Annotated in this window: 21 protein-coding genes and 1 tRNA gene; 15 read left to right on the top strand and 7 right to left on the bottom strand. The window is 68.5% G+C overall.

What is annotated here, in order from left to right:
- Positions 1-35 precede the first annotated feature (35 nt).
- A complete protein-coding gene (locus ASG30_RS14055) occupies positions 36-1013 on the bottom strand; it encodes a tripartite tricarboxylate transporter substrate binding protein (RefSeq protein WP_055897772.1) in 978 nt (325 codons plus the stop codon).
- A gap of 99 nt (positions 1014-1112) precedes the next feature.
- Positions 1113-1775 carry a TetR/AcrR family transcriptional regulator gene (locus tag ASG30_RS14050; protein ID WP_055897769.1) on the bottom strand — a complete coding sequence of 221 codons (663 nt, stop codon included), beginning with the start codon at positions 1773-1775 and terminating at the stop codon, positions 1113-1115.
- 38 nt (positions 1776-1813) lie between these two features.
- On the opposite strand from ASG30_RS14050, the gene ASG30_RS14045 reads away from it, so the two are divergent.
- Positions 1814-3517: a thiamine pyrophosphate-binding protein gene (locus tag ASG30_RS14045; RefSeq protein WP_055897766.1), complete on the top strand. Its 1704-nt coding sequence runs from the start codon at positions 1814-1816 to the stop codon at positions 3515-3517.
- Between the two features lie 62 nt (positions 3518-3579).
- Here ASG30_RS14045 and ASG30_RS14040 read toward each other — a convergent pair whose 3' ends face one another.
- Positions 3580-4023 (bottom strand): SWIB/MDM2 domain-containing protein, encoded by a 444-nt coding sequence (locus ASG30_RS14040; RefSeq protein ID WP_055897764.1) that lies wholly within the window; start codon positions 4021-4023, stop codon positions 3580-3582.
- A 179-nt stretch (positions 4024-4202) separates the two neighbouring features.
- Entirely contained in the window at positions 4203-5111 is a 909-nt protein-coding gene (gene yedA, locus ASG30_RS14035; protein ID WP_055897762.1) for a drug/metabolite exporter YedA, read from the bottom strand.
- 92 nt (positions 5112-5203) lie between these two features.
- On the opposite strand from yedA, the gene ASG30_RS14030 reads away from it, so the two are divergent.
- Positions 5204-5698 (top strand): Lrp/AsnC family transcriptional regulator, encoded by a 495-nt coding sequence (locus ASG30_RS14030; protein ID WP_055897753.1) that lies wholly within the window; start codon positions 5204-5206, stop codon positions 5696-5698.
- A 19-nt stretch (positions 5699-5717) separates the two neighbouring features.
- On the opposite strand, the gene ASG30_RS14025 is transcribed toward ASG30_RS14030, so the two are convergent.
- Complete coding sequence (locus tag ASG30_RS14025) at positions 5718-6560, bottom strand: DMT family transporter (RefSeq protein WP_055897751.1); 843 nt, start codon at positions 6558-6560, stop codon at positions 5718-5720.
- A gap of 364 nt (positions 6561-6924) precedes the next feature.
- Between ASG30_RS14025 and aceA the strand changes: the two genes are divergently transcribed.
- The 13 genes from aceA to ASG30_RS13960 all read left to right on the top strand — a co-directional run bounded on the left by aceA (position 6925) and on the right by ASG30_RS13960 (position 21313).
- Positions 6925-8250, top strand: coding sequence for an isocitrate lyase (gene aceA / locus ASG30_RS14020; RefSeq protein WP_055897748.1), 1326 nt, complete (start codon positions 6925-6927; stop codon positions 8248-8250).
- Positions 8251-8430: 180 nt separating this feature from the next.
- Positions 8431-10218: a CHASE domain-containing protein gene (locus ASG30_RS14015; RefSeq protein ID WP_162243737.1), complete on the top strand. Its 1788-nt coding sequence runs from the start codon at positions 8431-8433 to the stop codon at positions 10216-10218.
- 191 nt (positions 10219-10409) lie between these two features.
- Positions 10410-12317, top strand: a complete 1908-nt coding sequence (thrS, locus tag ASG30_RS14010; RefSeq protein WP_055897743.1) for a threonine--tRNA ligase — start codon at positions 10410-10412, stop codon at positions 12315-12317.
- Positions 12318-12392: 75 nt separating this feature from the next.
- Complete coding sequence (gene infC, locus ASG30_RS14005; protein WP_082522111.1) at positions 12393-13004, top strand: translation initiation factor IF-3; 612 nt, start codon at positions 12393-12395, stop codon at positions 13002-13004.
- A gap of 198 nt (positions 13005-13202) precedes the next feature.
- A complete protein-coding gene (rpmI, locus tag ASG30_RS14000; protein WP_055897737.1) occupies positions 13203-13406 on the top strand; it encodes a 50S ribosomal protein L35 in 204 nt (67 codons plus the stop codon).
- Positions 13407-13431: 25 nt separating this feature from the next.
- A complete protein-coding gene (gene rplT / locus ASG30_RS13995; protein ID WP_055897735.1) occupies positions 13432-13791 on the top strand; it encodes a 50S ribosomal protein L20 in 360 nt (119 codons plus the stop codon).
- 93 nt (positions 13792-13884) lie between these two features.
- Positions 13885-14928 carry a phenylalanine--tRNA ligase subunit alpha gene (pheS, locus tag ASG30_RS13990; RefSeq protein WP_055897733.1) on the top strand — a complete coding sequence of 348 codons (1044 nt, stop codon included), beginning with the start codon at positions 13885-13887 and terminating at the stop codon, positions 14926-14928.
- A 20-nt stretch (positions 14929-14948) separates the two neighbouring features.
- Positions 14949-17366, top strand: coding sequence for a phenylalanine--tRNA ligase subunit beta (gene pheT / locus ASG30_RS13985; RefSeq protein WP_055897730.1), 2418 nt, complete (start codon positions 14949-14951; stop codon positions 17364-17366).
- A 40-nt stretch (positions 17367-17406) separates the two neighbouring features.
- Positions 17407-17745 (top strand): integration host factor subunit alpha, encoded by a 339-nt coding sequence (locus ASG30_RS13980; RefSeq protein WP_055897727.1) that lies wholly within the window; start codon positions 17407-17409, stop codon positions 17743-17745.
- A 91-nt stretch (positions 17746-17836) separates the two neighbouring features.
- A complete protein-coding gene (locus ASG30_RS13975) occupies positions 17837-18286 on the top strand; it encodes a MerR family transcriptional regulator (protein WP_055897724.1) in 450 nt (149 codons plus the stop codon).
- Between the two features lie 25 nt (positions 18287-18311).
- Positions 18312-18388 (top strand) — tRNA-Pro (locus ASG30_RS13970).
- Between the two features lie 90 nt (positions 18389-18478).
- The gene (locus tag ASG30_RS13965) at positions 18479-19369 is read left to right on the top strand and encodes an adenylate/guanylate cyclase domain-containing protein (protein ID WP_055897721.1); all 891 of its coding nucleotides are present in this window, start codon (positions 18479-18481) and stop codon (positions 19367-19369) included.
- A gap of 18 nt (positions 19370-19387) precedes the next feature.
- Positions 19388-21313, top strand: a complete 1926-nt coding sequence (locus ASG30_RS13960; protein ID WP_055897718.1) for a serine/threonine-protein kinase — start codon at positions 19388-19390, stop codon at positions 21311-21313.
- Between the two features lie 16 nt (positions 21314-21329).
- Here ASG30_RS13960 and ASG30_RS13955 read toward each other — a convergent pair whose 3' ends face one another.
- Both ASG30_RS13955 and ASG30_RS13950 read right to left on the bottom strand, forming a co-directional pair.
- Complete coding sequence (locus tag ASG30_RS13955; RefSeq protein WP_235579801.1) at positions 21330-21890, bottom strand: NUDIX hydrolase; 561 nt, start codon at positions 21888-21890, stop codon at positions 21330-21332.
- 129 nt (positions 21891-22019) lie between these two features.
- Positions 22020-23087, bottom strand: a complete 1068-nt coding sequence (locus tag ASG30_RS13950; protein WP_055897711.1) for a TRAP transporter substrate-binding protein — start codon at positions 23085-23087, stop codon at positions 22020-22022.
- Between the last annotated feature and the right edge of the window lie 11 nt (positions 23088-23098).

Here is a 23098-nt window from a genome sequence, read left to right as displayed (position 1 = left end):
GGGAGCCGGCCCGTGCGTGGGGCCGGCGGGGCGGTTTACTTCTGCACTTCCAGGCCGGCGGCCTTGACCAGCGCAGCGTTGCTGCGGATCTCCTCGCGGATGTAGGCGTCGAACTGCTCCGGCGAAAGCGTCCAGGCATCGGCGCCGAGCGTCGTGAAACGCTCCTTGACCTCCGGCGTGTTGAGCGCCTTGACCACCTCGTCGTGCAGGCGGCTGACGATCTCGCGCGGAGTCTTGGCCGGCACCATCATGCCGATCCAGAAGTTGAACTCGGAGCCGGGCACGCCGGCTTCGGCCGTGGTCGGCACGTTGGGCAGCGCGGCGGCGCGCTTGGGCGAGCCCACCGCCAGCGGGACCAGCTGGCCGTTGCGGATCTGGCCGATCACCGGCGCGATCGGCGAGAAGTAGTAGTCCACGCGGCCGGCCATCACCTCGGTCACCGCCTCGGCGGAGCCCTTGAAGGGGATGTTCTGCGCGTCGATCTTCGCGGCCAGCTTGAACTTCTCGGCGTTCAGGTGGGTGGCGCTGCCCTGGCCGGCGGAGGCGAAGTTCATGCTGCCCGGCCTGGAGCGCGCGGCCGTGAGCAGCTCGCCCAGGGTCTTCATGTTCTTGGAGGGCGAGATCACCAGCACGTTGGGCGTGCTGGAGATGGGGGTCACGCCGATGAAGTCCTTCTCGGTGTCGAATGGCAGCTTGGCGAACGTGTGCGGGCTGACCGTGTGCGAGGACGAATGGATCATGACCGTGTAGCCGTCCGGCGCCGACTGGGCCACCGCCGCCTGGCCGATGGTGCCGCTGGCGCCGCCCCGGTTCTCCACCACGAGCTGCTGGCCCATGCTCTGCCCCATCTTGTCGGTGATGGCGCGGGCAATGATGTCGGTGGTGCTGCCGGCGGCGAAGGGCACGATCACGCGGATCGGCTTGTTCGGGTAGCCGCCCTGCGCCGAGGCGCCGAAAGGCGCGAGGGCGGCCAGGCCGGCCAGGGAGAAGGCAAGGGCTCGTCTCTTCAGCATCGCTGTGTCTCCTGGAGTGAGTTGCTTGTTTAATTCACTATCCGGTGAATTATAGGGAAGGCTTCGCCGCACGCAAGCGCGACCGGGACGGCCGCGCTCTCAGTCCCTCAGGGCATACCCGAGGATCACGTCGCACATGTGCGTGAGCCGCTCCTGGCGCGCCTTGGCCGAGAGCAGGTCGCGCCCGAAGATGGCCGACAGGGTGTGGTTGTTGGAGAGGTAGAAGTAGGACATCCCGGCGATGGAGATGTACAGCTGCAGCGGATCGACGCCGCCGCGGAAGCTGCCGTCCTTGCGCCCGCGCTCCAGGATCTGCGCCAGCATCTCGATCAGCGGCGAGTTCAGCTGGCGTGCCCGCTGCGACTCCTGCAGGTGCCGGGCCTTGTGCAGGTTGGCGCTGTTCAGCAGGGTGAGGAATTCGGGGTGGTCCAGGTAGTAGGACCAGGTGAACTCCACCAGGCGCCGCAGCGCATCGGCGGGGCGCAGCTCCAGCAGGTTGAGCTGGCGCTCGGCCTCGCGGATGTCCCGGTAGGACTGCTCCAGCACCGCCTGGAACAGCGACTCCTTGTCCTGGAAGTAGTAGTAGATCAGGCGCTTGTTCAGGCCCGCGCGCTCGGCGATGCGGTCCATGCGGGCGCCGCCCAGTCCGAGCTCCGCGAACTCGTCGCGGGCCGCCGCTAAGATGGTGCTCTGCGATCGGTCGGCGTCGCGCACACGCTCTTCCGCGGCGGGCGCGGCCTGCAGCCTGGGGCTTCGGGTCATCGTTCGATAATTCACTCACTGGTTAATAAAGTCAAGCCATGTCCACGGAACGCGCTCCCACGATCGCCGGCCACCTGATCGTCGAATGCCTGGTGGCCCAGGGCGTCACCCACGCCTTCGGCGTCCCCGGCGAGAGCTACCTGGCGGTGCTCGACGGCTTCCACGCCTGGCGCGACCACATCCGTTTCGTCATCAACCGGCAGGAAGGCGGCGCCGCCTTCATGGCCGAGGCGGCCGGCAAGCTCACCGGCCGGCCGGGCGTGTGCTTCGTCACCCGCGGGCCGGGGGCCACCAACGCGTCCATCGGCGTGCACACGGCCTTCCAGGACTCGACGCCCATGGTGCTGTTCGTCGGCGACGTCGCCTCCGACCAGCGCGACCGCGAGGCTTTCCAGGAGGTCGAGTACACCAGCTTCTTCGGGCCCAGCACCAAGGGCATGGCCAAGCGGGTGGAGCGCATCGACTCGGCCGACCGCATCCCCGAGTACGTCGCCCGCGCCTTTGCCACCGCGATGAACGGGCGGCCGGGCCCGGTGGTGCTGGTCCTGCCCGAGGACATGCTCGTCCAGACCACCACCGCCGCGCCGCTGCCGCGGGTGGAGCCGGCCGAGGCGTGGAGCGATCCCGGCTCGCTGCGCCGTCTGCGCGAGATGCTGCTGGCGGCGCACCGCCCCTTCGTCATCGCCGGCGGTGGCGGCTGGACGCCGCAGGCCGCCCAGGCGCTGCAGCGCTTTGCCGAGAACTGGAAGCTTCCGGTGGGCAATGCCTTCCGCTTCCAGGACACCTTCGACAACCACCACCCGCTGTACGCGGGCGACGTGGGCATCGGCATCAATCCCAAGCTGGCGGCGCGCATCCGCGAGAGCGACCTGGTGCTGGCCATCGGCCCGCGGCTGGGCGAGATGACGACCGGCGGCTACACGCTGCTGCAGCCGCCCAGGCCCCGGCAGAAGCTGGTGCACATCCACGCCAGCGCCGAGGAGCTGAACCGCGTCTACCACGCCGACCTGGCGATCAACGCCACGATGAACGCGGCGGCTCGGTCGCTGGAGGTGCTCGCGGCGCCGCCCGAGCTGCCCTGGCAGGCCTGGGCGGAGGCCGCGCACGCCGACTACGAGGCCAACCTGGTGCCGCAGCCGCTGCCCGGCGACATCGACATGCCGGCCATCGTGGCGGTGCTGCAGAAGCACCTGCCGGCCGATGCGGTGCTGACCAACGGCGCCGGCAACTTCGCCAGCTGGGTGCACCGCTTCTTCCGGCACCACGGCCTGGCCAAGGGCTTCAAGACGCAGGCGGCGCCGACCGGGGGCGCCATGGGCTACGGCGTGCCGGCGGGCATCGCGGCCAACATCGTGACGGGCCGCGTGGGCTTCACCATCGCCGGGGATGGCGACTTCCTGATGAACGGGCAGGAGCTGGCCACGGCGGCGCAAATCGGCGCCAAGAGCATCGTGGTGCTGCTGAACAACGGCATGTTCGGGACCATCCGCATGCACCAGGAGCGCGAGTACCCGGGCCACGTGCACGGCACCCACCTGGCCAACCCGGACTTCGCCGCGCTGGCCAAGGCCTACGGCTACGAGGGCGTGCGCATCACGACGACGGCGCAGTTCGAGCCCGAGCTGGTGGCGGCCCTGGAGCGGCCGCAGGGCACGCTGATCGAGGTGGTGCTGGATCCGGAGGTGATCACCACCCGCGGCACGCTGAGCGCGATCCGCGAGGCGGCGCTCGCGCGCAAGTGACGGCGCCGCGCCAATGAAAAAGGGCCGCGTGTGCGGCCCTTTTTCATTTCGGCGAGGCGAGCTTATTTGACGTGCTTGCCGATCAGGCCGGCCATCTCGAACATCGAGACCTGGGCCTTGCCGAAGATGTCCTTCAGCTTGCCGTCGGCGTTGACCATGCGCTTGTTCACCGAGTCCTGCAGCTTGTTCTTCTTGATGTAGGCCCACAGCTTGCTGACCACTTCGGTGCGGGGCATCGGCTGGTTGCCCACGACCGCGGCCAGCTGGGGGCTGGGGGTCAGCGGCTTCATGAACGCGGCGTTCGGGGTGCGCTTCTTGGCGGGCGCCTTCTTGGCGACAGCCTTCTTCGCCGGGGCAGCCTTCTTGGCCGGAGCGGCCTTCTTCGCCACGGCCTTCTTGGCCGGTGCCGCCTTCTTCGCCGGGGCCTTCTTGGCGACGGCCTTCTTCGCCGGAGCCGCCTTCTTTGCCGGGGCCTTCTTCGCGGCCGCTTTTTTCGCAGTTGCCATGATTCAATTTCCTTCTAGAAGTTGAGTGATCACCAGTGGGAAATTGCTAGCTACCACTGGCAAGGCGGATGCTAAAGGGAAAGAAACGCGTTTCCAAGGGGAGAGAAGCGTTTTTCACTGGGGGCTGTCGTTTTTTTCGCCGCTGGCGAGCGGCGTTTCCCCTCTGGGGGAGGGAGGCGTCAGCGCTCCTCGCGCGCCACCTTGCCCCGGAAGATCAGCACCACCCCGGTGAGGACGACGGCGCAGGCGCCCCACTCGGCGCCGCTGACCGCCTCGCCGGCGAGGGTCACGCCCAGCAGCAGGGCGATCGCCGGGTTGACGAAGGCGTAGCTCGTGGCGAGGGCGGGCGAGGCATGGGCCAGCAGGTACAGGTAGGCGCTGAAGGCGACCAGCGAGCCGGCCACCACCAGGTACAGCCAGGCCGCGGCGGCCAGCGGCTGCGGCGGCCAGTGCGGCTGCTCGCCCAGGCCCAGCGACACCGCCAACAGGGCCACGCCGCCGCACAGCATCTCGCTGGCGAACCCGGCCGCGCCCGGCGCCAGCGGCGAGCGCGTGGTGGACAGCACCGAGCCGAGCGACCAGGCCAGGGTCGCCGCCGCCAGGCTGGCAATGGCCGCCGGCGTGGCCGCGAAGCCGTCGCCGCGCACCAGCAGCAGCACGCCGGCCAGTCCGACCACCATGCCGGCGATCTCCATCCGCCCCGGCTTCTGGCCGAACAGCAGGCCCCAGAGGCACACCAGCATCGGCACTACGGCGATGAAGGCCGCCACTAGGCCCGAGCCCACGTGCTGCGCCGCGCTGGCGGTCAGGCCCATGCCGGCGCCCAGCATCAGCGTGCCGACCAGCGCGGCGTTGCGCCATTGCGGCAGGCTGGGCCAGGGGCCGCCACGGACCGTCACCCAGGCGAGGAGCAGCGCGCCGGCGAACAGGAAGCGCGTGCCCATCTGGAAGAACGGCGGAAAGCTCTCCAGCGCCCAGCGGATGGCCAGGTAGGTGGAGCCCCACACCAGGTAGCAGGCGAGCAGCGCCGGCACCACCAGGTTGCGGGCGGGCAAGGACGGGGCGAAGGGTGCGGACCGGGTGTTCATGGCGAAGGATCGTAGGAGGCCGAACACCCTGAATCCATGCACAATTCGCGGACACGCGCGGACCCCCGCCTTGTTTTTGAAGGTTGATCGCCATGCCGACCGAAGTTCCTGAAATCGACGCCTACGACAGCCGGATCCTGGCCGAACTCCAGCAGGACGCGCGAATCAGCATGGCCGAACTCGGCCGGCGGGTGCACCTGAGCCAGCCCGCGGTGACGGAGCGGGTGCGCAAGCTGGAACTGCAGGGGGTGATCAAGGGCTACCGCGCCGTGGTCGACTACCAGCGCCTGGGCTACGGCATCCGAGCCATCGTGCGGGTGGGGCGGGTGGAGTACGCGCGGGTGGTCAAGCTGATCGAACAGACGCCGGAGGTGGTGAACGCCTTCAACGTCACCGGCGAGGACAGCTGGATCCTGGAGATCGCCGTCATCGACGTCGAGCACCTGGACGCCGTGGTCACCCGGTTCTGCATCCTCACGGAGACGTCCACGTCCATCGTGCTCAACATGCCGCGCGAGAACGCGAACGTGCTGCCCGCCCGCCGGGAGAACATCCGGCCGCCGATCCGGAAGGTGACGGGGCGCTGAGCGGGCCCCGAAGCCGGCGTCAGCGCCTGAACGGCAGCGTGGCCAGCAGCACGCCGGCCAGGGCCAGCGCGAAGGCCGCGGCCTGCAGGGCGCCGAAGGGCTCGCCGAGCAGCAGGACGCCGACCAGGGCGGCCGAGATCGGCAGCATCACGGTGAACACGCCGGCCATGGCCGCGGGCAGGTGCCGCAGGCCTGTCATCCAGAGCCACACGCTCCACACGCTGGCCGCCAGCGAGTAGAAAAGCAGAAGCATCCAGGTCGACGCCGCCGGCGCCGCGAAGTCGAACGAGGCGGCCTGCCACAGGCCGAACGGCGTCACCAGCAGCAGGCCCCAGAGGTTGACGATGGCGCTGATGCGCCGCGGGCCCAGCGCCCCGGTGAGCTTCTTGCCGATCACGGCATAGGCGGCTTCGCACAGCACGGCGCCGACGACCAGCAGGTTGCCCAGCCAGGCGGTCCGGCCGCCGGCCGCGTCGGACTTCCCCAGCGCCAGCACCGCGATGCCGCCGACCGCGCAGGCGACGGCCACCCAGACGCGGGGCGCCACCCGCTCGCGCAGGAACACCCAGCTCATCACCGCGACCACGGCCGGGATCGACGCCATGATCACGCCGGCCGACACCGCGCTGGTCATGCTGACGCCGAACAGCATGCAGATGGAGAACAGGAAGTTGCCCAGGAAGGATTCGAGGAACAGCAGGCGCCGGGTGTCCGTCGACAGCGGCCGCTCGTTCGCGGGCCGCGGCAGCCAATGCAGCATGGCCACGGCGCCGATGCCGAAGCGCAGCCAGGCGAGCAGGAAGACCGGGATGGCCGCCACCAGCGGCTTGGACAGGGCCACGTAGCTGCCCACCAGCGACATGCTGAGGGCCAGGCAGGCGCAGGCGAGCCAGCGGGGGAGGGTGGGGGGCACGGGGTGGCGAAAAAGCGCGCATCTTGCCCGAGCGAGCGGCTTGCCATCGGACGCGGCATTTCATCGGTTCGCCAATGCGTTCCGCATCGCGAAAAGAGTAGATGCTGCAGCGCGGCAAATTTTCCCAATATGAGAATGTGGTTGCCGCATTGCGAAATTCCTTCGATAAGTGGCTGTCGGGGAACGAAAAAATAAATAGTCTTCTATAAGACACAAGAGCCACACGAAGTCTTGTACAAGACTTAAAGTGCTCTCCAGCGGCCGATGCGCCGAACGGCTTTCCAACAACCAACCCCTGACCGGAGTGAAAACCATGAGCAACTGGACGCACCTCAGCCGCGAGCAGCAGATCGCCCAACTGGAGAAGGACTGGGCGGAGAACCCGCGCTGGAAGGGCATCAAGCGCGGCTACAGCGCCGCCGACGTGGTGCGGCTGCGCGGCTCGCTGCAGATCGAGCACACGCTGGCCAAGCGCGGCGCGGAGAAGCTCTGGAACCTGATCAACACCGAGCCCTTCGTCAACTCGCTGGGCGCCCTGACGGGCAACCAGGCGATGCAGCAGGTCAAGGCCGGCCTGAAGGCGATCTACCTGTCCGGCTGGCAGGTGGCGGGCGACGCCAACAGCAACGGCGAGATGTACCCCGACCAGTCGCTGTACTCGGTGGATTCCGTGCCCAAGGTCGTGCGCCGCATCAACAGCACCTTCCAGCGCGCCGACCAGATCCAGTGGAGCGAGGGCAAGGTCCCCGGCGACGAAGGCTACGTGGACTACTTCGCGCCCATCGTGGCCGATGCCGAGGCCGGCTTCGGCGGCGTGCTGAACGCCTTCGAGCTGATGAAGGCCATGATCGAGTCGGGCGCCGCCGGCGTGCACTTCGAGGACCAGCTGGCCGCCGCCAAGAAGTGCGGCCACATGGGCGGCAAGGTCCTGGTGCCCACGCGGGAAGCGGTGTCCAAGCTGGTGGCGGCGCGCCTGGCGGCCGACGTGATGGGCACGCCCACCGTGCTGCTGGCCCGCACCGACGCCGAAGCGGCCGACCTGGTGACCAGCGACGTCGACGAGAACGACAAGCCCTTCTTCACCGGCGAGCGCACGATCGAAGGCTTCTACCGCAGCCGCAACGGCGTGGAGCAGGCGATCAGCCGTGGCCTGGCCTACGCCGAGTACGCCGACCTGATCTGGTGCGAGACCGGCACGCCGGACCTGAAGTTCGCCAAGGACTTCGCCGATGCCATCCACGCCAAGTTCCCCGGCAAGCTGCTGGCCTACAACTGCTCGCCCTCGTTCAACTGGAAGAAGAACCTGGACGACGCCACCATCGCCAAGTTCCAGAAGGAACTGGGCGCCATGGGCTACAAGTTCCAGTTCATCACCCTGGCCGGCTTCCACAGCCTGAACTACTCGATGTTCAACCTGGCCTACGGCTACGCGCGCAACCAGATGAGCGCCTTCGTCGAACTGCAGCAGGCCGAGTTCGCCGCCGCCGAGAAGGGCTTCACCGCGGTCAAGCACCAGCGCGAGGTGGGCACCGGCTACTTCGACGCCGTCACCACCACGATCGAGAGGGAAGCCTCCACCGCCGCCCTGAAGGGGTCCACCGAGGACGCCCAGTTCTTCGACGAGAAGAAAGCCGCCTGACCGTCTTCCACGGTCGAGCCGGGGCCGGTGCGCTTTGCGTGCCGGCCCCTTTTTCATGGGCGCGGGCGTAGGATTTCCGATCCATCCGTGCAGGGCGGCGACTGCCCCGCGCTTCCCGTCGTGACCGCGCAGCCGCTTCCTCCCGATCCCCACGCCCCGCACCCGCACCGCCCCTGGGTGGTGCCGACATTCGTCTTCCTGCTGGCCCTGCTGTTGACGGCCGTGCTGCTGGCCTCGGTCACCCGCTCGATCAGCGCACGAGACAAGGCCGCGTTCGAGGCCGAGGCCACGCGCACAGCCGACGCCATCCGCGAGCGCATCGACACCACCACCACGCTGCTGCAGGGCGCGGCCGGCCTGTTTGCCGCGCGCGGCGAGGTCAGCCGGGAGCAGTTCCGCGACTACGTCGCCCAGCTGGGCTTGCGGGAGCGCTACCCCGGCATCCAGGGCATCGGCTACACGGCGCGGGTCGGCCCCGGTGCGGCGGGCGAGGCCGTGGTGCGCGACGGCGACGACCCGCCGCTGCGGGTCTGGCCGGCCGGGCCGCGCGAGGAGTACCACGCCATCGTCTTCCTGGAACCGCTGGACGAGCGCAACCAGGCGGCGATCGGCTACGACATGTTCACCGAGCCGACGCGGCGCGCGGCCATGGCCCACGCGCGGGACACGGGGGCGGCCGCGGCATCGGGCAAGGTGATCCTGGTCCAGGAGATCGACGCGAGCAAGCAGGCCGGCTTCCTGATCTACCTGCCGGTGTACCGGGGCGGGGCCGCGCCGCGGTCGCAGGAAGAGCGGAGGCGCGAGCTGCAGGGCTTCGTCTACGCACCGCTGCGGGTGGGCGACCTGCTGCACGGCGTGCGCGGCAACGGCGTGCGCGAGGTCGACCTGGAGCTGTACGACGGCACCGCCCAGGAGCCGGAGGCGCTGATGTGGTCCACGGCCGAAACTTCCAGCCAGCCGCCGGCCCACGCGTCCACCCGGCAGCTGGACGTCGCCGGCCGCCCCTGGCTGCTGGTCATGAGCAGCCGGCCGGCCTTCGAGGCGCTGTCGCACTGGCGGCTGGTGCCCTGGCTGGTGGTGGTGTCGCTGGCGGCCAGCGTGCTGCTGGCCTGGATCACGCTGGTGCAGGCGCGGGCGCGGCAGGATGCGGAGCAGGCGGCCCTGGAGCGCCGCGCCAACGAACTGGCGCTGCACGCCAGCGAGGAGCGTGCGCGCGAGCGCGCGCAGCAGCTGGAGGAGCTGTACGGCCGGCAGCGCGAAAGCGAGCAGCGCAAGGACGAATTCCTGGCGGTGCTGGCCCACGAGCTGCGCAATCCGCTCGCGCCCATCCGCAACGCGCTGGAGATCCTGCAGCGCGCGCCCGACCCGGGCCTGGCGCAGCGCTCCCGCGACATCGCCCAGCGCCAGCTGCGGCACCTGGTGCGGCTGGTGGACGACCTGCTGGACGTCTCGCGCATCTCGCGCGGCAAGATCGCGCTGCAGTGGCAGCGCGTCAGCGCGGGGGACGTGCTGGAGTCGGCGGTGGAGACCAGCCGGCCGCTGTTCGAGCGGCGGCGGCACGAGCTGGTGGTGTCGCCGATCGACGGGGCGGTGGAGATCGAATGCGACCCGACCCGCGTGGCGCAGATCCTGACCAATCTCTTGAACAACGCCGCCCACTACACGCCTGAAGGCGGCCGGATCGAGGTCGAGGCGAACGCCGACGGGGACACGGTGCGCATCGCAGTCCGGGACAACGGCTTGGGGCTGTCGCCGCAGCAGCTGCGCGAGGTGTTCGAGCTGTTCGTGCAGGTCGACCGCAATGCCAAGGGCGGCGGCCTGGGCATCGGCCTCAGCCTGGCGGCCCGGCTGGCCGAACTGCACGGCGGACGGATCGAGGCGCGCAGCGACGGCCTGGGCTGCGGGGCGGAGTTCATCCTCATCCTGCCGCGCGGACGCCCGGCTGCGCCCCCGGCGGCGAGCAGTTAGAATCGGGGCCTTCCCCAAGGCACAACAAGGGCGAGAAAGGCAGCTTCGGTTATGACACCGCGAACTACTCCGGAAGGAACCACGGCCCTGTAGCGGCCGGGTAGTCGCGCGTCCGAAAGAACCTCGGTTTCCAGCAAGAGCGCGGCTACAGGCCGCGCTTTTCGTTTTTCGTCTCGCTGGAGCTTGCACCCATGATCTCGATCACGCTTCCCGACGGCTCGCGCCGGGAGTACCCGGGCCCCGTCACGGTGGCCGACATCGCCGCTTCCATCGGCGCCGGCCTGGCCAAGGCCGCCCTCGCCGGCAAGGTGGACGGCAAGGTTGTCGACACCTCCTACACGGTGGACCGCGATGCGCCCGTCTCCATCATCACGGCCAAGGACGCCGACGGCCTGGACGTGATCCGGCACTCGACGGCGCACCTGCTGGCCTACGCCGTCAAGGAGCTTTTCCCCGAGGCCCAGGTCACCATCGGCCCGGTGGTGGAGAACGGCTTCTACTACGACTTCTCGTACAAGCGGCCCTTCACGCCGGAGGACCTGCAGGCGATCGAGAAGCGCATGGCCGAGCTGGTGGCCAAGGACGAGCCGGTGGCGCGCCGGGTGCTGCCGCGCGATGCGGCGGTCGAGTACTTCAAGGGCCTGGGCGAGCACTACAAGGCCGAGATCATCGCCAGCATCCCCAGCAACGAGGAAGTCTCGCTGTACCGGGAGGGCTCATTCGAGGACCTGTGCCGCGGCCCGCACGTGCCCAGCACGGGCAAGCTGAAGCATTTCAAGCTGATGAAGGTGGCCGGCGCCTACTGGCGCGGCGACCACCGCAACGAGATGCTGCAGCGCATCTACGGCACGGCCTGGGCCAGCAAGGAAGAGCTGCAGCAGCACCTGCACATGCTGGAGGAGGCGGAAAAGCGTGACCACCGGCGGCTGGGGCGCGAGCTGGACCTGTTCCACATCGACGACGTGGCGCCCGGCGTGGTGTTCTGGCATCCCAAGGGCTGGGCCATCTGGCAGCAGGTCGAGCAGTACATGCGCCAGGTCTACAAGGACACGGGCTACCAGGAGGTCAAGGGCCCGCAGATCCTGGACAAGAGCCTGTGGGAGAAGACGGGCCACTGGCAGAACTACCGCGAGAACATGTTCACGACCGAGAGCGAGAAGCGGGACTACGCGCTCAAGCCGATGAACTGCCCGGGGCATGTCCTCATCTTCAAGTCGTCGCTGCGCAGTTACCGCGACCTGCCGCTGCGCTACGGCGAGTTCGGCCAGTGCCACCGCAACGAGCCCTCCGGGGCGCTGCACGGGATCATGCGGGTGCGCGGCTTCACGCAGGACGACGGCCACGCGTTCGTCACGGAAGACCAGATCCTGGACGAGTGCGTGGCGTACACGGCGAAGCTCCAGCAGGTCTACCGGGACTTCGGCTTCACGGACATCCTCTACAAGGTCGCCACGCGGCCGGAGAACCGGGTCGGCTCCGACGAGCTCTGGGACAAGGCCGAACACGCGGTCATGGAGGCGCTGCGGCGCTCCGGCGTGGATTTCGTGGTCTCGCCCGGCGACGGCGCCTTCTACGGCCCCAAGATCGAGTACACGCTCAAGGACGCGCTGGGCCGCCAGTGGCAGTGCGGCACCATGCAGGTGGACTTCAACACGGCCGAGCGCCTGGGCGCCGAGTACGTGACGGAGACCAGCGGCCGCGCGCACCCGGTCATGCTGCACCGGGCCATCGTCGGCAGCCTGGAACGCTTCATCGGCATGCTGGTCGAAAACCATGCCGGCGCGTTGCCGGCCTGGCTGGCGCCGGTGCAGGTGGCGGTGCTCAACATCACGGACGGACAGGCCGATTGGGCCCGCGAGGTTGCGAAAACTCTGCAGAATCAAGGGTTTAGGGTAGAGCTCGACCTTCGCAACGAGAAGATCACGTATAAAATACGGGAGCATTCGCTGCAGAAGCTGCCTTACATCCTGGTCGTCGGCGACAAGGAAAAGGCGGCAGGTGCCGTCGCAGTGCGCGCCCGGGGCAACCAGGACCTCGGTGCAATGCCCCTCCAGGCCTTCGTCGATCGCCTTTCCGGGGACATTGCCAGCAAGAGCTGACCTTCACTGAAGTTCAAGCTGAGCCGGGCGTGGACTGGGGCGGCTCAGCTACTTGGGTAGCCCACTTTTTTAAGGATCGAGACCATCGCTACTGAATTCCGCGACCGCCGCCACCGCGAGGAACGCAAGCACCGCCTGAACCGGGAGATCATGGCCCCGGAAGTCCGGCTATCCGGACCCGACAACGAGCCCCTGGGCATCGTCAGCCTCCAGGAGGCCCTGCGGATGGCAGGCGAGCTGGATGTGGACCTGGTCGAAATTGCCGCCACCGCCAGCCCGCCCGTGTGCCGGCTGATGGACTACGGCAAGTTCAAGTACCTCGAGCAGAAGAAGGCCGCGGAAGCGAAATCCAAGCAGAAGGTCATCGAGGTCAAGGAAATCAAGTTCCGCCCGGGCACCGACGACGGTGACTACAACATCAAAATGCGCAACATCCGGCGTTTTCTTGAAGAGGGCGACAAGTGCAAGATCACGCTGCGCTTCCGCGGCCGCGAGATCACGCACCAGGAGATCGGGATGGCGCTGCTGCAGCGCATCCGCGACGAGCTGGGCGACACCATCCTGGTGGAGCAGTTCCCCAAGCTCGAGGGCCGGCAGATGATCATGATGATCGCTCCGGGCCGCAAGAAGACGGGCGGCGGACAAGCCAAGCCCGCGGCCGAAGCCACCGGGGCGGCGACGGCTTAAAGAGGATCCCAGGATCGCATCGGTTGGTCGCCGGCGCGGTCCGGTGAAGGGAAGGCTTTGGCCTTCCCGAACATGGCGAGCTTCAAGAACTCGCCGACAAGTGGCGAGCTTGAAAACTCGCCGACAAGTGGCTCGGGGCCATCAAGACGCGAAGGATTCGCGGCGCCTCACGAGCACAAGAAGAGAAGGAGCATTCACATGCCCAAGATGAAGACCAAGAGCGGAGCCAAGAAGCGCTTCCGCGTCCGTCCCGGCGGCACCGTCAAGCGCGGCCAGGCCTTCAAGCGTCACATCCTGACCAAGAAGACCACCAAGAACAAGCGCCACCTGCGTGGCCCCGTGACCGTGCACGAGACCAACATGGGCCACATGGCCCAGATGTTGCCGTTCGCCGGCCTGTAACCCACGACGAAGAAGGAGAACACACATGCCTCGCGTCAAACGTGGTGTAACGGCTCGCGCCCGTCACAAGAAGGTCCTCGCCCTCGCCAAGGGCTTCCGCGGCCGCCGCGGCAACGTCTTCCGCATCGCCAAGCAGGCGGTGATGAAGGCGGGCCAGTATGCGTACCGCGACCGCCGCGCCAAGAAGCGCGTCTTCCGCCAGCTGTGGATCGCCCGTATCAATGCGGCCGCCCGCGAGAACGGGCTGACCTACAGCCAGTTCGCCAATGGCATCCGCAAGGCCGGCATCGACATCGACCGCAAGGTCCTGGCCGACATCGCCGTGCACGACCCGGCGGCTTTTGCCGGCATCGTGAACCAGGTGAAGGCCAAGCTGGCTGCTTGAGTTCGCGGCCGGACGCGCCGCAAGGCGCATCCGGTGCAACGGTAACTTCAAGGACAGGGGCTAGGGCGCTGCACTAGCCCCTGTTTTCTTCTGATGACCCAAGATCTGGATTCGATCGTCGAGACCGCGCGACGCGCGTTCGCCCAGGCCGCCACCCCGGCCGACCTGGAGAATGCCAAGGCGCAGTTCACCGGCAAGGCTGGCCGCATCACCGAGCTGATGAAGGGCCTGGCCGCGCTGCCGGTGGAGGAGAAGAAGGGCCGCGGCGCCGCGATCAACGTCGCCAAGCAGGCGATCGAGGCGGCCCTGGCCGAGAGGCGGCAGGCGCTGGCCGACGCCGAACTCGAGCTGCAGCTCAAGGCCGAGGCGCTGGACGTCAGCCTGCCGGGACGCGTGCGCGAGCCCGGCGGCCTGCACCCCGTGAGCCTCACGCTCGAGCGCATCGAGCTAATCTTCGCCAGCATGGGCTTCGACGTGGCCGACGGCCCCGAAGTCGAGAGCGACTGGCACAGCTTCACTTCGCTGAACAACCCGCCCAACCACCCGGCGCGGTCGATGCAGGACACGTTCTACGTCGACATCAACGGCGAGGACGGCATCCCCTACAACCTGCGTCCGCACACCAGCCCGATGCAGGTGCGCTACGCGCAGCAGCACGTGAGGAAGTACGCCGGAGGCGAGATGCCCGAGATCCGCGTCATCGCGCCGGGCCGCACGTACCGCGTCGACAGCGATGCCACGCACTCGCCCATGTTCCACCAGTGCGAAGGCCTGTGGCTGGGCGAGAACGTCAGCTTCAAGGACCTGAAGGTCGTCTTCACCGACTTCTGCCGCACGTTCTTCGAGAGCGACGACCTGGCCCTGCGCTTCCGTCCGAGCTTCTTCCCCTTCACCGAGCCCAGCGCGGAGATCGACATCCAGTTCCAGAGCGGTCCGCTGGCCGGCCGCTGGCTGGAAGTGGCCGGCTCGGGCCAGGTGCATCCCGCCGTGGTTCGCAACATGGGCCTGGACCCCGAGAAGTACATCGGCTTCGCCTTCGGCATGGGCCCGGACCGCCTGACCATGCTGCGCTACGGGGTGAACGACCTGCGCCTGTTCTTCGACGGCGACATCCGATTCCTTCGCCAGTTCCGCTGAACCGCAAGCCAAGAGCCAACATGCAATTCCCCGAGTCCTGGCTGCGCGAGTTCTGCAACCCGCCGCTGTCCACGAAAGAGATCGCCGACGTGCTCACCATGGGCGGGCTGGAGGTCGAGGACCTGCGCCCCGTCGCGCCGCCGTTCAGCAGGGTGGTGGTGGGCGAGATCAAGGAAGCCGTCCAGCACCCCAACGCCGACCGCCTGCGCGTGTGCCAGGTGGACGTGGGGCAGGGCGAGCTGCTGAACATCGTCTGCGGCGCGCCGAACGCGCGCCCGGGCATCCGCGTGCCCACGGCGCTGGTCGGCGCCGAGCTGCCGCCCGGCGAGGACGGCAAGCCATTCCAGATCAAGCTGGGCAAGCTGCGCGGCGTCGAGAGCCAGGGCATGCTGTGCTCAGCCCGCGAACTGAAGCTGTCCGAAGACCATGGCGGCCTGCTGGAGCTCGCCGCCGATGCACCCGTCGGCCAGGACGTGCGCGAGGTCCTGCAGCTGGACGACCACGTGTTCACCCTCAAGCTCACGCCCAACCTCGCGCATGCGCTGAGCGTCCACGGCGTGGCGCGCGAGCTGTCGGCGCTGACCGGCGCCCCCTTGAAGCAGCCGAAGTTCGAGCCGGTGCGCCCGGTCCACGACGGCAAGCTCAAGGTCAAGGTGCAGGCGCCCGACCTGTGCGGGCGCTTCTCCGGCCGCGTGGTGCGCAACGTGGACACCAAGGCGAGGACGCCGCAGTGGATGGTCGACCGGCTGGCGCGCTGCGGCCAGCGCAGCGTCACGCCGCTGGTGGACATCTCCAACTACGTGATGTTCGAGTTCGGCCGGCCGTCGCACATCTTCGACTTCGACAAGATCCATGGCGGGCTCGAGGTGCGCTGGGGCCGCCCGGGCGAACAGCTCAAGCTGCTCAATGGCAACACGATCGCGGTCGACGAGAAGGTCGGCGTGATCGCCGACGACCGGGAAGTCGAGTCGCTGGCCGGCATCATGGGCGGCGATGCCACCGCCGTCTCGGACGAGACCCGCAACATCTACGTCGAGGCCGCGTTCTGGTGGCCGCAGGCAGTGCAGGGGCGCTCGCGCCGCTACAACTTCTCCACCGACGCCGGGCATCGCTTCGAGCGCGGCGTCGACCCGAGCCTGACGGTCGAGCACATCGAACACATCACGCGGCTGATCCTGGAGATCTGCGGCGGCGAGCCCGGCCCGATGGACGACCAGGTGCTGTCGCTGCCCGAAGCCAGGCCGGTGGCCATGCGCGTCGCGCGCGCCGCCAAGGTGATCGGCATGCCGGTGTCGCAGGAGCAGTGCCTGGACGCCTTCCGGCGCCTGGGCCTGCCGGCAAGGGCGGCCGAAGGCACCGTCACCGTCACCCCGCCGCCGTACCGCTTCGACCTCTCGATCGAGGAAGACCTGATCGAGGAAGTCGCGCGCATCGTCGGCTACGAGCGCCTGCCCACCACGCCGCCGCTGGCGCCGATCACGGCCAAGCTGCCGCCCGAGTCGCGTCGCTCGCGCTTCGCGATCCGTCGCCTGATCGCGGCGCTCGGCTACCAGGAGACGATCAATTTCAGCTTCGTCGAGGAAAGCTGGGAGCGCGATCTCGCCGGCAACGCCGACCCGATCCGCCTGTTGAACCCGATCGCCAGCCAGATGAGCGTGATGCGCTCGTCACTGGTCGGCTCGCTGCTGCAGGTGCTGCGCTTCAACCTGGACCGCAAGGCCGAGCGCGTGCGCGTCTTCGAGGTGGGCCGCGTGTTCCTGCGCGACGCTTCGGTCGCCACGGGTGAATCCACGGTGCGCAGCGTGCGGCAGCCGATGCGCGTGGCTGGCCTCGCGTACGGCGAGGCCGACGGCCTGCAATGGGCGCGCAAGGGGCTTGGCGCGGACTTCTACGACATCAAGGGCGACGTCGAGGCACTGCTGTCACCGCGGCGCGGTGTGTTCCGGCCGGCCACGCATCCGGCCCTGCATCCGGGCCGTTGCGCGTCGATCGAGATCGACGGCTGTCCCGTGGGCTTCCTCGGTGAACTGCATCCCCGCTGGCGACAGGCCTGGGACCTGCCGCACGCTCCGGTGCTGTTCGAGCTGGACCTCGATGCCGTGCTCGCGCGCGAGATCCCGTCCTTCCAGCCGGTGCCGCGCTTCCAGCCGGCCGAGCGCGACATCGCCGTGATCGTGGCCGATGCCGTCTCGCATGCGGCGCTGATGGACGCGATCCACGCCGCCGACACGGGCGGGCTACTGCGCGACGCGTTGCTGTTCGACGTCTACAAGCCCAAGCAGGCCACTGCCGGCATGGCCGCGGGCGAGAAAAGCCTGGCCGTTCGCTTGACGCTCGCCAGCCCCGAGGCCACACTGACCGACGACCAGATCGAAGCGGCAGTGCGGGCCGTCGTCGCCAGCGTCGGCGATCGGCTCGGCGGCCGGCTCAGGAGCTAGGAGGTCCGGCATGCTGACAACAACAAGGGAAGAACCCACGATGGAGTTCACGGTCGAAAGCCTGGAGACGCCGGCGCTCACCAAGGCGCAACTCGCGGAGCTGCTGTTCGAGCAGATCGGGCTGAACAAGCGCGAGTCCAAGGACATGATCGACGCGTTCTTCGACCTGATCGCGGGCAGCCTGGTCGAAGGCAAGGACGTCAAGATCTCCGGCTTCGGCAACTTCCAGATCCGCACCAAGGCGCCCCGCCCCGGCCGCAACCCGCGCACCGGCGAAGCGATCCCGATCAAGGCGCGCCGCGTGGTCACCTTCCACGCCAGCCACAAGCTCAAGGAACAGATCCAGGGGCAGGGCGCCGAAGCCTCCGCTGGCGATTGAGCAACAACCGCGCGCAATGCGCGTCGGCCGCTTTGCGCGGCGGCTGTCTTAGAGTAACCTAGCAGCTTTCTCTCCTACGACATTGATTTCAGTGGAGAAAGCACTCCCCGCAATCCCGGCCAAGCGGTACTTCACCATCGGTGAGGTCAGCGACTTGTGCGGCGTCAAGCCGCACGTGCTGCGCTATTGGGAGCAGGAGTTCACGCAGCTTCGCCCGATGAAGCGGCGCGGCAACCGGCGCTACTACCAGCACCACGAGGTGCTGATGATCCGGCGCATCCGCGACCTGCTGTACGACCAGGGCTTCACCATCAGCGGCGCGCGCAACAAGCTGCAGGAACTGGTGCAGATGGAGCGCGACAAGCGCCGCGCGGGCGAAGTGATGCTCGAAGGTGTCGAGGTCATCGAGGTGGAAGATTCCACGCTCGAGGACTTCGAGGACAGCACGCCGCCGCCCGAGTCCGACGAGGTGTCCGAGAAGCTGCTGCTGGTCCGGCGCGAATTGTTCGAGATCCGCGACCTGCTGTCGGCCAACCACTGAAGACGTCGGGCTATAATGGCGGGCTCGGCGTGTAGCGCAGCCTGGTAGCGCACTTGCATGGGGTGCAAGGGGTCGCGAGTTCGAATCCCGCCACGCCGACCATTTTTTGCTGAAGTCACTTCGTGGCCGGCGCGACACCGTCGCGCCGGCTTCTTTGTTCTTGCAGAGCTTGGCGCATAGAATGGCCGCGACATGGCCACCGTTGTTTTTGCTGACCTGGTCGGAAGCACCGGCATCTTCGAGAGGCTGGGCGACGAGACGGCCGGCCGCTTCGTCACCCAGCTCACGACGGCCCTTTCACGCAGCTTCGAACAGCACCGCGGCCGTGTGGTGAAGCTGCTGGGCGATGGCCTTTTCGTGGTCTTTCCCGACGAATCCGATGCCATCGCCGCCTGCGTCGGCATCCAGAAGCGCCTGCAGGACGCGCCGGTCTACCCCGGCGGCGCCGGCAAGCCGGTCCAGATGCAGATGGGTGTCGAATCGGGCGAAGTCGTCGAGATCCAGGGCGACTGCTACGGCGACGCGGTCAACAGCGCCGCGCGGCTGGCCGACCTGGCGGGCGCCGAGCAGATCCTCACCACCAACCGCGTGCTCGATGCGCTCAAGCCCGACCTGCGCGCCAAGCTGCGCAGCCTCGGGCCCATGTTCCTGCGCGGCAAGAACGAGCAGACCGAGGTGTACCGCGTGCAGTGGCAGCCCGAGCGGGATGCCGACGCCACCATGATGGGCGCGTCCATGTTCAAGGCCTCGGACGACGCGCACCTGGAACTCACCGGCGGCGGCCAGACTCTTCGGCTCGACCCGCACGGGGCGTCGCTCACCCTGGGCCGCGCCGCCACGGCCGCGCTCTCGATCAACGATGCCCGCGTGTCACGCGTCCACGCCACGGTCGACTGGAAGGGTGGCCATTTCATCCTGAGCGACCAGTCCAGTTTCGGGACCTGGGTCTACATGGGCGGCGGCAACACTCCCCTGGTCCTGCGGCGGACCGAGTGCTACCTGGTCGGCAACGGTCTCATCACGCTGGGCTGCGAGCGTGAGGCCGAAGCCGCGCCCCGGGTGGAGTTCGCCGTCGTGGCCTGACACTTGCAAGCGTCTCACGTGCACCTCAAGAAACTCGGCCGCTACGACCTCGTCCGAGTCCTCGGCAAGGGCGCCATGGGCGTCGTCTACGAGGCCCTCGACCCCAACCTGGACCGGCAGGTCGCCATCAAGACCATCATGGTCGACGGCCTGGGCACGGCGGCCGCGGCGGAATACGAGGAGCGCTTCCGCATCGAGGCGCGATCCGCGGCGCGGCTGCAGCACCCCAACATCGTCAGCGTCTACGACTCCGACCGCGACGGCGACACGGCCTTCCTGGTGATGGAGTTCGTCTCGGGCGACGACCTCAAGCAGCTGCTGGACCGCGGCGGCCGCTACGAAGTGACCGACGCGCTGCACCTGGTGCACGACCTGCTGGCGGCGCTCGACTACGCCCACCGGCAGGGCGTGGTCCACCGCGACATCAAGCCGGCCAACCTGCTGGTCGAAGTCGGCGGCCGCCTCAAGCTCACCGACTTCGGTGTGGCGCGCATCGCGGGCGAGTCCACCCGCACGCAGGGCAGCATGATCGGCACGCTGAAGTACATGGCGCCCGAGCAGGTGCAGGGCCTGAAGGTGGACGCCCGGGCCGACCTGTTCTCGGCCGCGGTGGTCACCTACCAGATGCTCACGGGCTCGCGGCCCTTCGACGGCGACAACGATTTTTCCGTCATCCACCAGGTGCTGGGGCACGCGCCCGCGGCGCCCAGTTCGGTGGTGCCGGAACTGCCGCCCGCCGTCGACATCGTGATGGCGCGTGCGCTGGCCAAGAACCGCGACGAGCGTTTCGCCACGGCTGCCGAGTTCTGGCAGGGCCTGCGGGGAGCCTTCCCCCACCTGGACCTGCCGGCCATGGTGGTGCCGCAGGCCCAACCGCGCGTGCCGTCGCCCACGTTGCCGGGAATCGCGCCGCTGCCCTCGATCCCGTCCCACCGCGCCCCGACCATCCCCGGCGCACCGATCACGCAGGAGCTTGAGCTGGAGTACTGGCGCGACGTGCGCGATGCCACCGACCCGCGCGAGCTCGAAGGCTTCCTGCAGCGTTTCCCCGAAGGCATCTACGCCGACCTGGCGCGGCGGCGCCTGCAGCGGCTCGCCACGCCCGAGAGTCCCGACCTCACCATGCTGCGTGGCATGACGCGCGTGCAGGTGCCCCCCGTGGCCGTCGAGCCCTCCCTGCCGCCCTCCACGGCGACCATGCCCCTGGCCTACGGCAGCGACCCCTCCGAGGCCGAGCGTGCCTGGCAGGCGTTGAGGGAATCGCAGGGCACACCGCAGGAGCAAGCGGCGCCCGCCGTCGTTCGCCCGGTGCCTGCGAGCGACGCCAGGCCGGCATCCATGCCGCGCGCCAAGCCGGCCCTGCCCTGGGTCGGCGCCGCGGCGGCGCTCGCGGGCGTCGGCCTCGTCGCGATTCTGCTCTGGACCCGCAGCCCCGGGGCGGACGCGGGCACGCCCGTGGCGGCGGCTTCGCAGGCGAGCACGGCCCCAACGCCCGCGACGCCATCTTCCGGTCCGGCCGCGCAGACGTCCGCGCAACCCGCCAACAACGCGTCGACGGCGGCCACTGCAGCCTCACCGGTGGCCAGCGTGAAGCCGTCAGCTTCCGGGGCGGCGCGCCCGGCTTCGACCACCACTCCCGCCAAGCGTCCCGCCCCCACGCCGACGGCCATCACTGTCGCCGGAGCGCCCGCGGCCGCGCCCGCACCGGTGGTGGAACAACTCCACGCGCGCGTCGAAGAACCGGGACCGTCCCAGACTGCCGCGCGCGCGCCGCAGCAACCCCGGCTGGTGCCGCCCTCGGAAACCTGCAAGGACAAGATGTTCCTGATGAAGGAGTTCTGCCTGCAGACCGAATGCGCCAGGCCCGGCTACCAGGCCTTCCCGGCCTGCGTGCGCCTGAAGGAAGAGGCGCGGCTGCGCGACGAGAGCCGCGTGCGCAACTGATCGCCCGCGCGGGCGATCAACTCACCGAGAGGTTGTGCACCGTGTGCTGGCCGCGGCGGCGGTCCTCGAAATAGCACAGCAGCGTTTCGCGCACCGTCTTGAAGGCGATCTCCTCCCAGGGGATCTCGTCCTCGGAAAAGAGCCGGGCCTCCAGGCTCTCGTGGCCCGGGGCGAACTGGTCGCTCAGCAGCCGGGCACGGTAGAACAGGTGAACCTGGCCCACGCGCGGCACGCTGATCACGCTGACCAGGTCCTCCATCTGCACCTGCGCGCCGGCCTCCTCGTCGGTCTCGCGCGCAGCGCCTTCCTCGGTCGTCTCGCCCAGTTCCATGAAGCCGGCCGGCAGCGTCCACTTGCCCCAGCGCGGCTCGATGTTGCGCTTGCACAGCAGCACCCGGTCGCCCCAGTACGCCACGGTGCCGACCACGTTCAGCGGGTTCTCGTAGTGGATGGTGCCGCAGGCGGGGCACACGGCGCGCTCGCGCGTGTCGCCGTCGTCGGGCACGCGGTAGACCACCGCCTGCCCGCAGTTGCGGCAATGCTTGATCGGGGTTCGGAAGGGCGGCAAGGTGGACAAGGAAGGGGCTCGCGGGAGAGCTGCACAGCAAAACGCCCCCGAGGGAGCAGCACAGCAAAAGGGCTCCCGAGGGAGCAGCACAGCAAAAGGGCTCCCGAGGGAGCCCTTGGACGGGAAGGCGAGGGAAGTTTAAGCCTTCTTGCCGGCGGCCGGCGCGGCCTTGCCGTGCTTCTCGATCAGCGACTTGGCCGTGTCCAGCAGCTTCTTGCCGTCGAAGCCGCGCTTGTTCATGTCTTCCACCCACTCCACTTCGACCAGGCGCGCCTTGCGCTTGAACTCCTGCGCGTCGGCGGCGGAGATGGTGTGGATGGTGTTCTTGCGGTCCACCGCGGCCTTGCGGCCGACGGCGTCGTTGCCCTGCTGCACCTTGCCCAGCCAGGCCGAGGTCTCCATGCCGGAATTGGCGTCGATCACCTTCTTCAGGTCGGGCGCCAGCGAGTTGTACTTGGCCTTGTTCATGGCCATCACGAAGGTGGTGGTGTAGAGCGCACCGCCGGCGGGATCGAACTCGCTGTGGTTCTTGGTGAGCTCGTGCACCTTCACCGAAGGCACGACCTCCCAGGGGATCACGCAGCCGTCGATGGTGCCCTTGGACAGCGCATCGGGGATCTGCGGCAGCGGCATGCCCACCGGCGTGGCGCCCAGGTAGCCGAGCATCTTGGTGATCTGGCGGGTGGGGCCGCGCACCTTCAGGCCGCGCAGGTCGTCGGCCGACTTGATCAGCTTCTCCTTGGTGTGGAACATGCCCGGGCCGTGCACCTGCAGGGCGAGCACCTGCGTGTCCTTGAACTCGTCGGCCGCGACCGTCTGCACATACTCCCAGTACGCCTTGGACGTGGCCTCGGCGTTGTTCATCATGAACGGCAGCTCGAACACCTCGACGCGCGGGAAGCGGCCGGCGGTGTTGCCCGGCAGGGTCCAGATGATGTCGACCACGCCGTCCTTGGCCTGGTCGTACAGCTGCACGGGCGTGCCGCCCAGCTGCATGGCGGGGTAGCCCTCGAACTTGATGCGGCCGCCGGAGTCCTTCTCCACCTTGTCCATCCAGGCCTTGTGCATGGTCAGCCAGACATTGGACTGGGGCGCCATGAAGGTGTGGAACTTCAGGGTCACGGACTGCTGGGCCAGGCCGCTCAGGCCGGGCGCGCCGAGGGCCACCGCCGCGGTGGTCTTCAGGAGCGTGCGTCGCTGGATCATGGTCGAAATCT

It is taken from the genome of Ramlibacter sp. Leaf400, assembly GCF_001424545.1.
Taxonomy (GTDB): Bacteria; Pseudomonadota; Gammaproteobacteria; order Burkholderiales; family Burkholderiaceae_C; genus Ramlibacter.
Note: the sequence above shows the minus strand (reverse complement) of the source record. Positions and strands in the feature narration are given on the sequence as shown.

Excerpts from the sequence above, each read along its gene's own strand:
- ASG30_RS14040 (WP_055897764.1), bottom strand. The coding sequence starts at position 4,023 with ATGGCAACTGCGAAAAAAGCGGCCGCGAAGAAGGCCCCGGCAAAGAAG.
- ASG30_RS14030 (WP_055897753.1), top strand. The coding sequence starts at position 5,204 with ATGCCGACCGAAGTTCCTGAAATCGACGCCTACGACAGCCGGATCCTG.
- pheS (WP_055897733.1), top strand. The coding sequence starts at position 13,885 with ATGACCCAAGATCTGGATTCGATCGTCGAGACCGCGCGACGCGCGTTC.
- ASG30_RS13950 (WP_055897711.1), bottom strand. The coding sequence starts at position 23,087 with ATGATCCAGCGACGCACGCTCCTGAAGACCACCGCGGCGGTGGCCCTC.
- thrS (WP_055897743.1), top strand. The coding sequence starts at position 10,410 with ATGATCTCGATCACGCTTCCCGACGGCTCGCGCCGGGAGTACCCGGGC.
- aceA (WP_055897748.1), top strand. The coding sequence starts at position 6,925 with ATGAGCAACTGGACGCACCTCAGCCGCGAGCAGCAGATCGCCCAACTG.
- rplT (WP_055897735.1), top strand. The coding sequence starts at position 13,432 with ATGCCTCGCGTCAAACGTGGTGTAACGGCTCGCGCCCGTCACAAGAAG.
- pheT (WP_055897730.1), top strand. The coding sequence starts at position 14,949 with ATGCAATTCCCCGAGTCCTGGCTGCGCGAGTTCTGCAACCCGCCGCTG.
- yedA (WP_055897762.1), bottom strand. The coding sequence starts at position 5,111 with ATGAACACCCGGTCCGCACCCTTCGCCCCGTCCTTGCCCGCCCGCAAC.
- ASG30_RS14055 (WP_055897772.1), bottom strand. The coding sequence starts at position 1,013 with ATGCTGAAGAGACGAGCCCTTGCCTTCTCCCTGGCCGGCCTGGCCGCC.
- ASG30_RS14025 (WP_055897751.1), bottom strand. The coding sequence starts at position 6,560 with ATGTCGCTGGTGGGCAGCTACGTGGCCCTGTCCAAGCCGCTGGTGGCG.
- ASG30_RS13965 (WP_055897721.1), top strand. The coding sequence starts at position 18,479 with ATGGCCACCGTTGTTTTTGCTGACCTGGTCGGAAGCACCGGCATCTTC.
- rpmI (WP_055897737.1), top strand. The coding sequence starts at position 13,203 with ATGCCCAAGATGAAGACCAAGAGCGGAGCCAAGAAGCGCTTCCGCGTC.
- ASG30_RS14045 (WP_055897766.1), top strand. The coding sequence starts at position 1,814 with ATGTCCACGGAACGCGCTCCCACGATCGCCGGCCACCTGATCGTCGAA.
- ASG30_RS13980 (WP_055897727.1), top strand. The coding sequence starts at position 17,407 with ATGGAGTTCACGGTCGAAAGCCTGGAGACGCCGGCGCTCACCAAGGCG.
- ASG30_RS14050 (WP_055897769.1), bottom strand. The coding sequence starts at position 1,775 with ATGACCCGAAGCCCCAGGCTGCAGGCCGCGCCCGCCGCGGAAGAGCGT.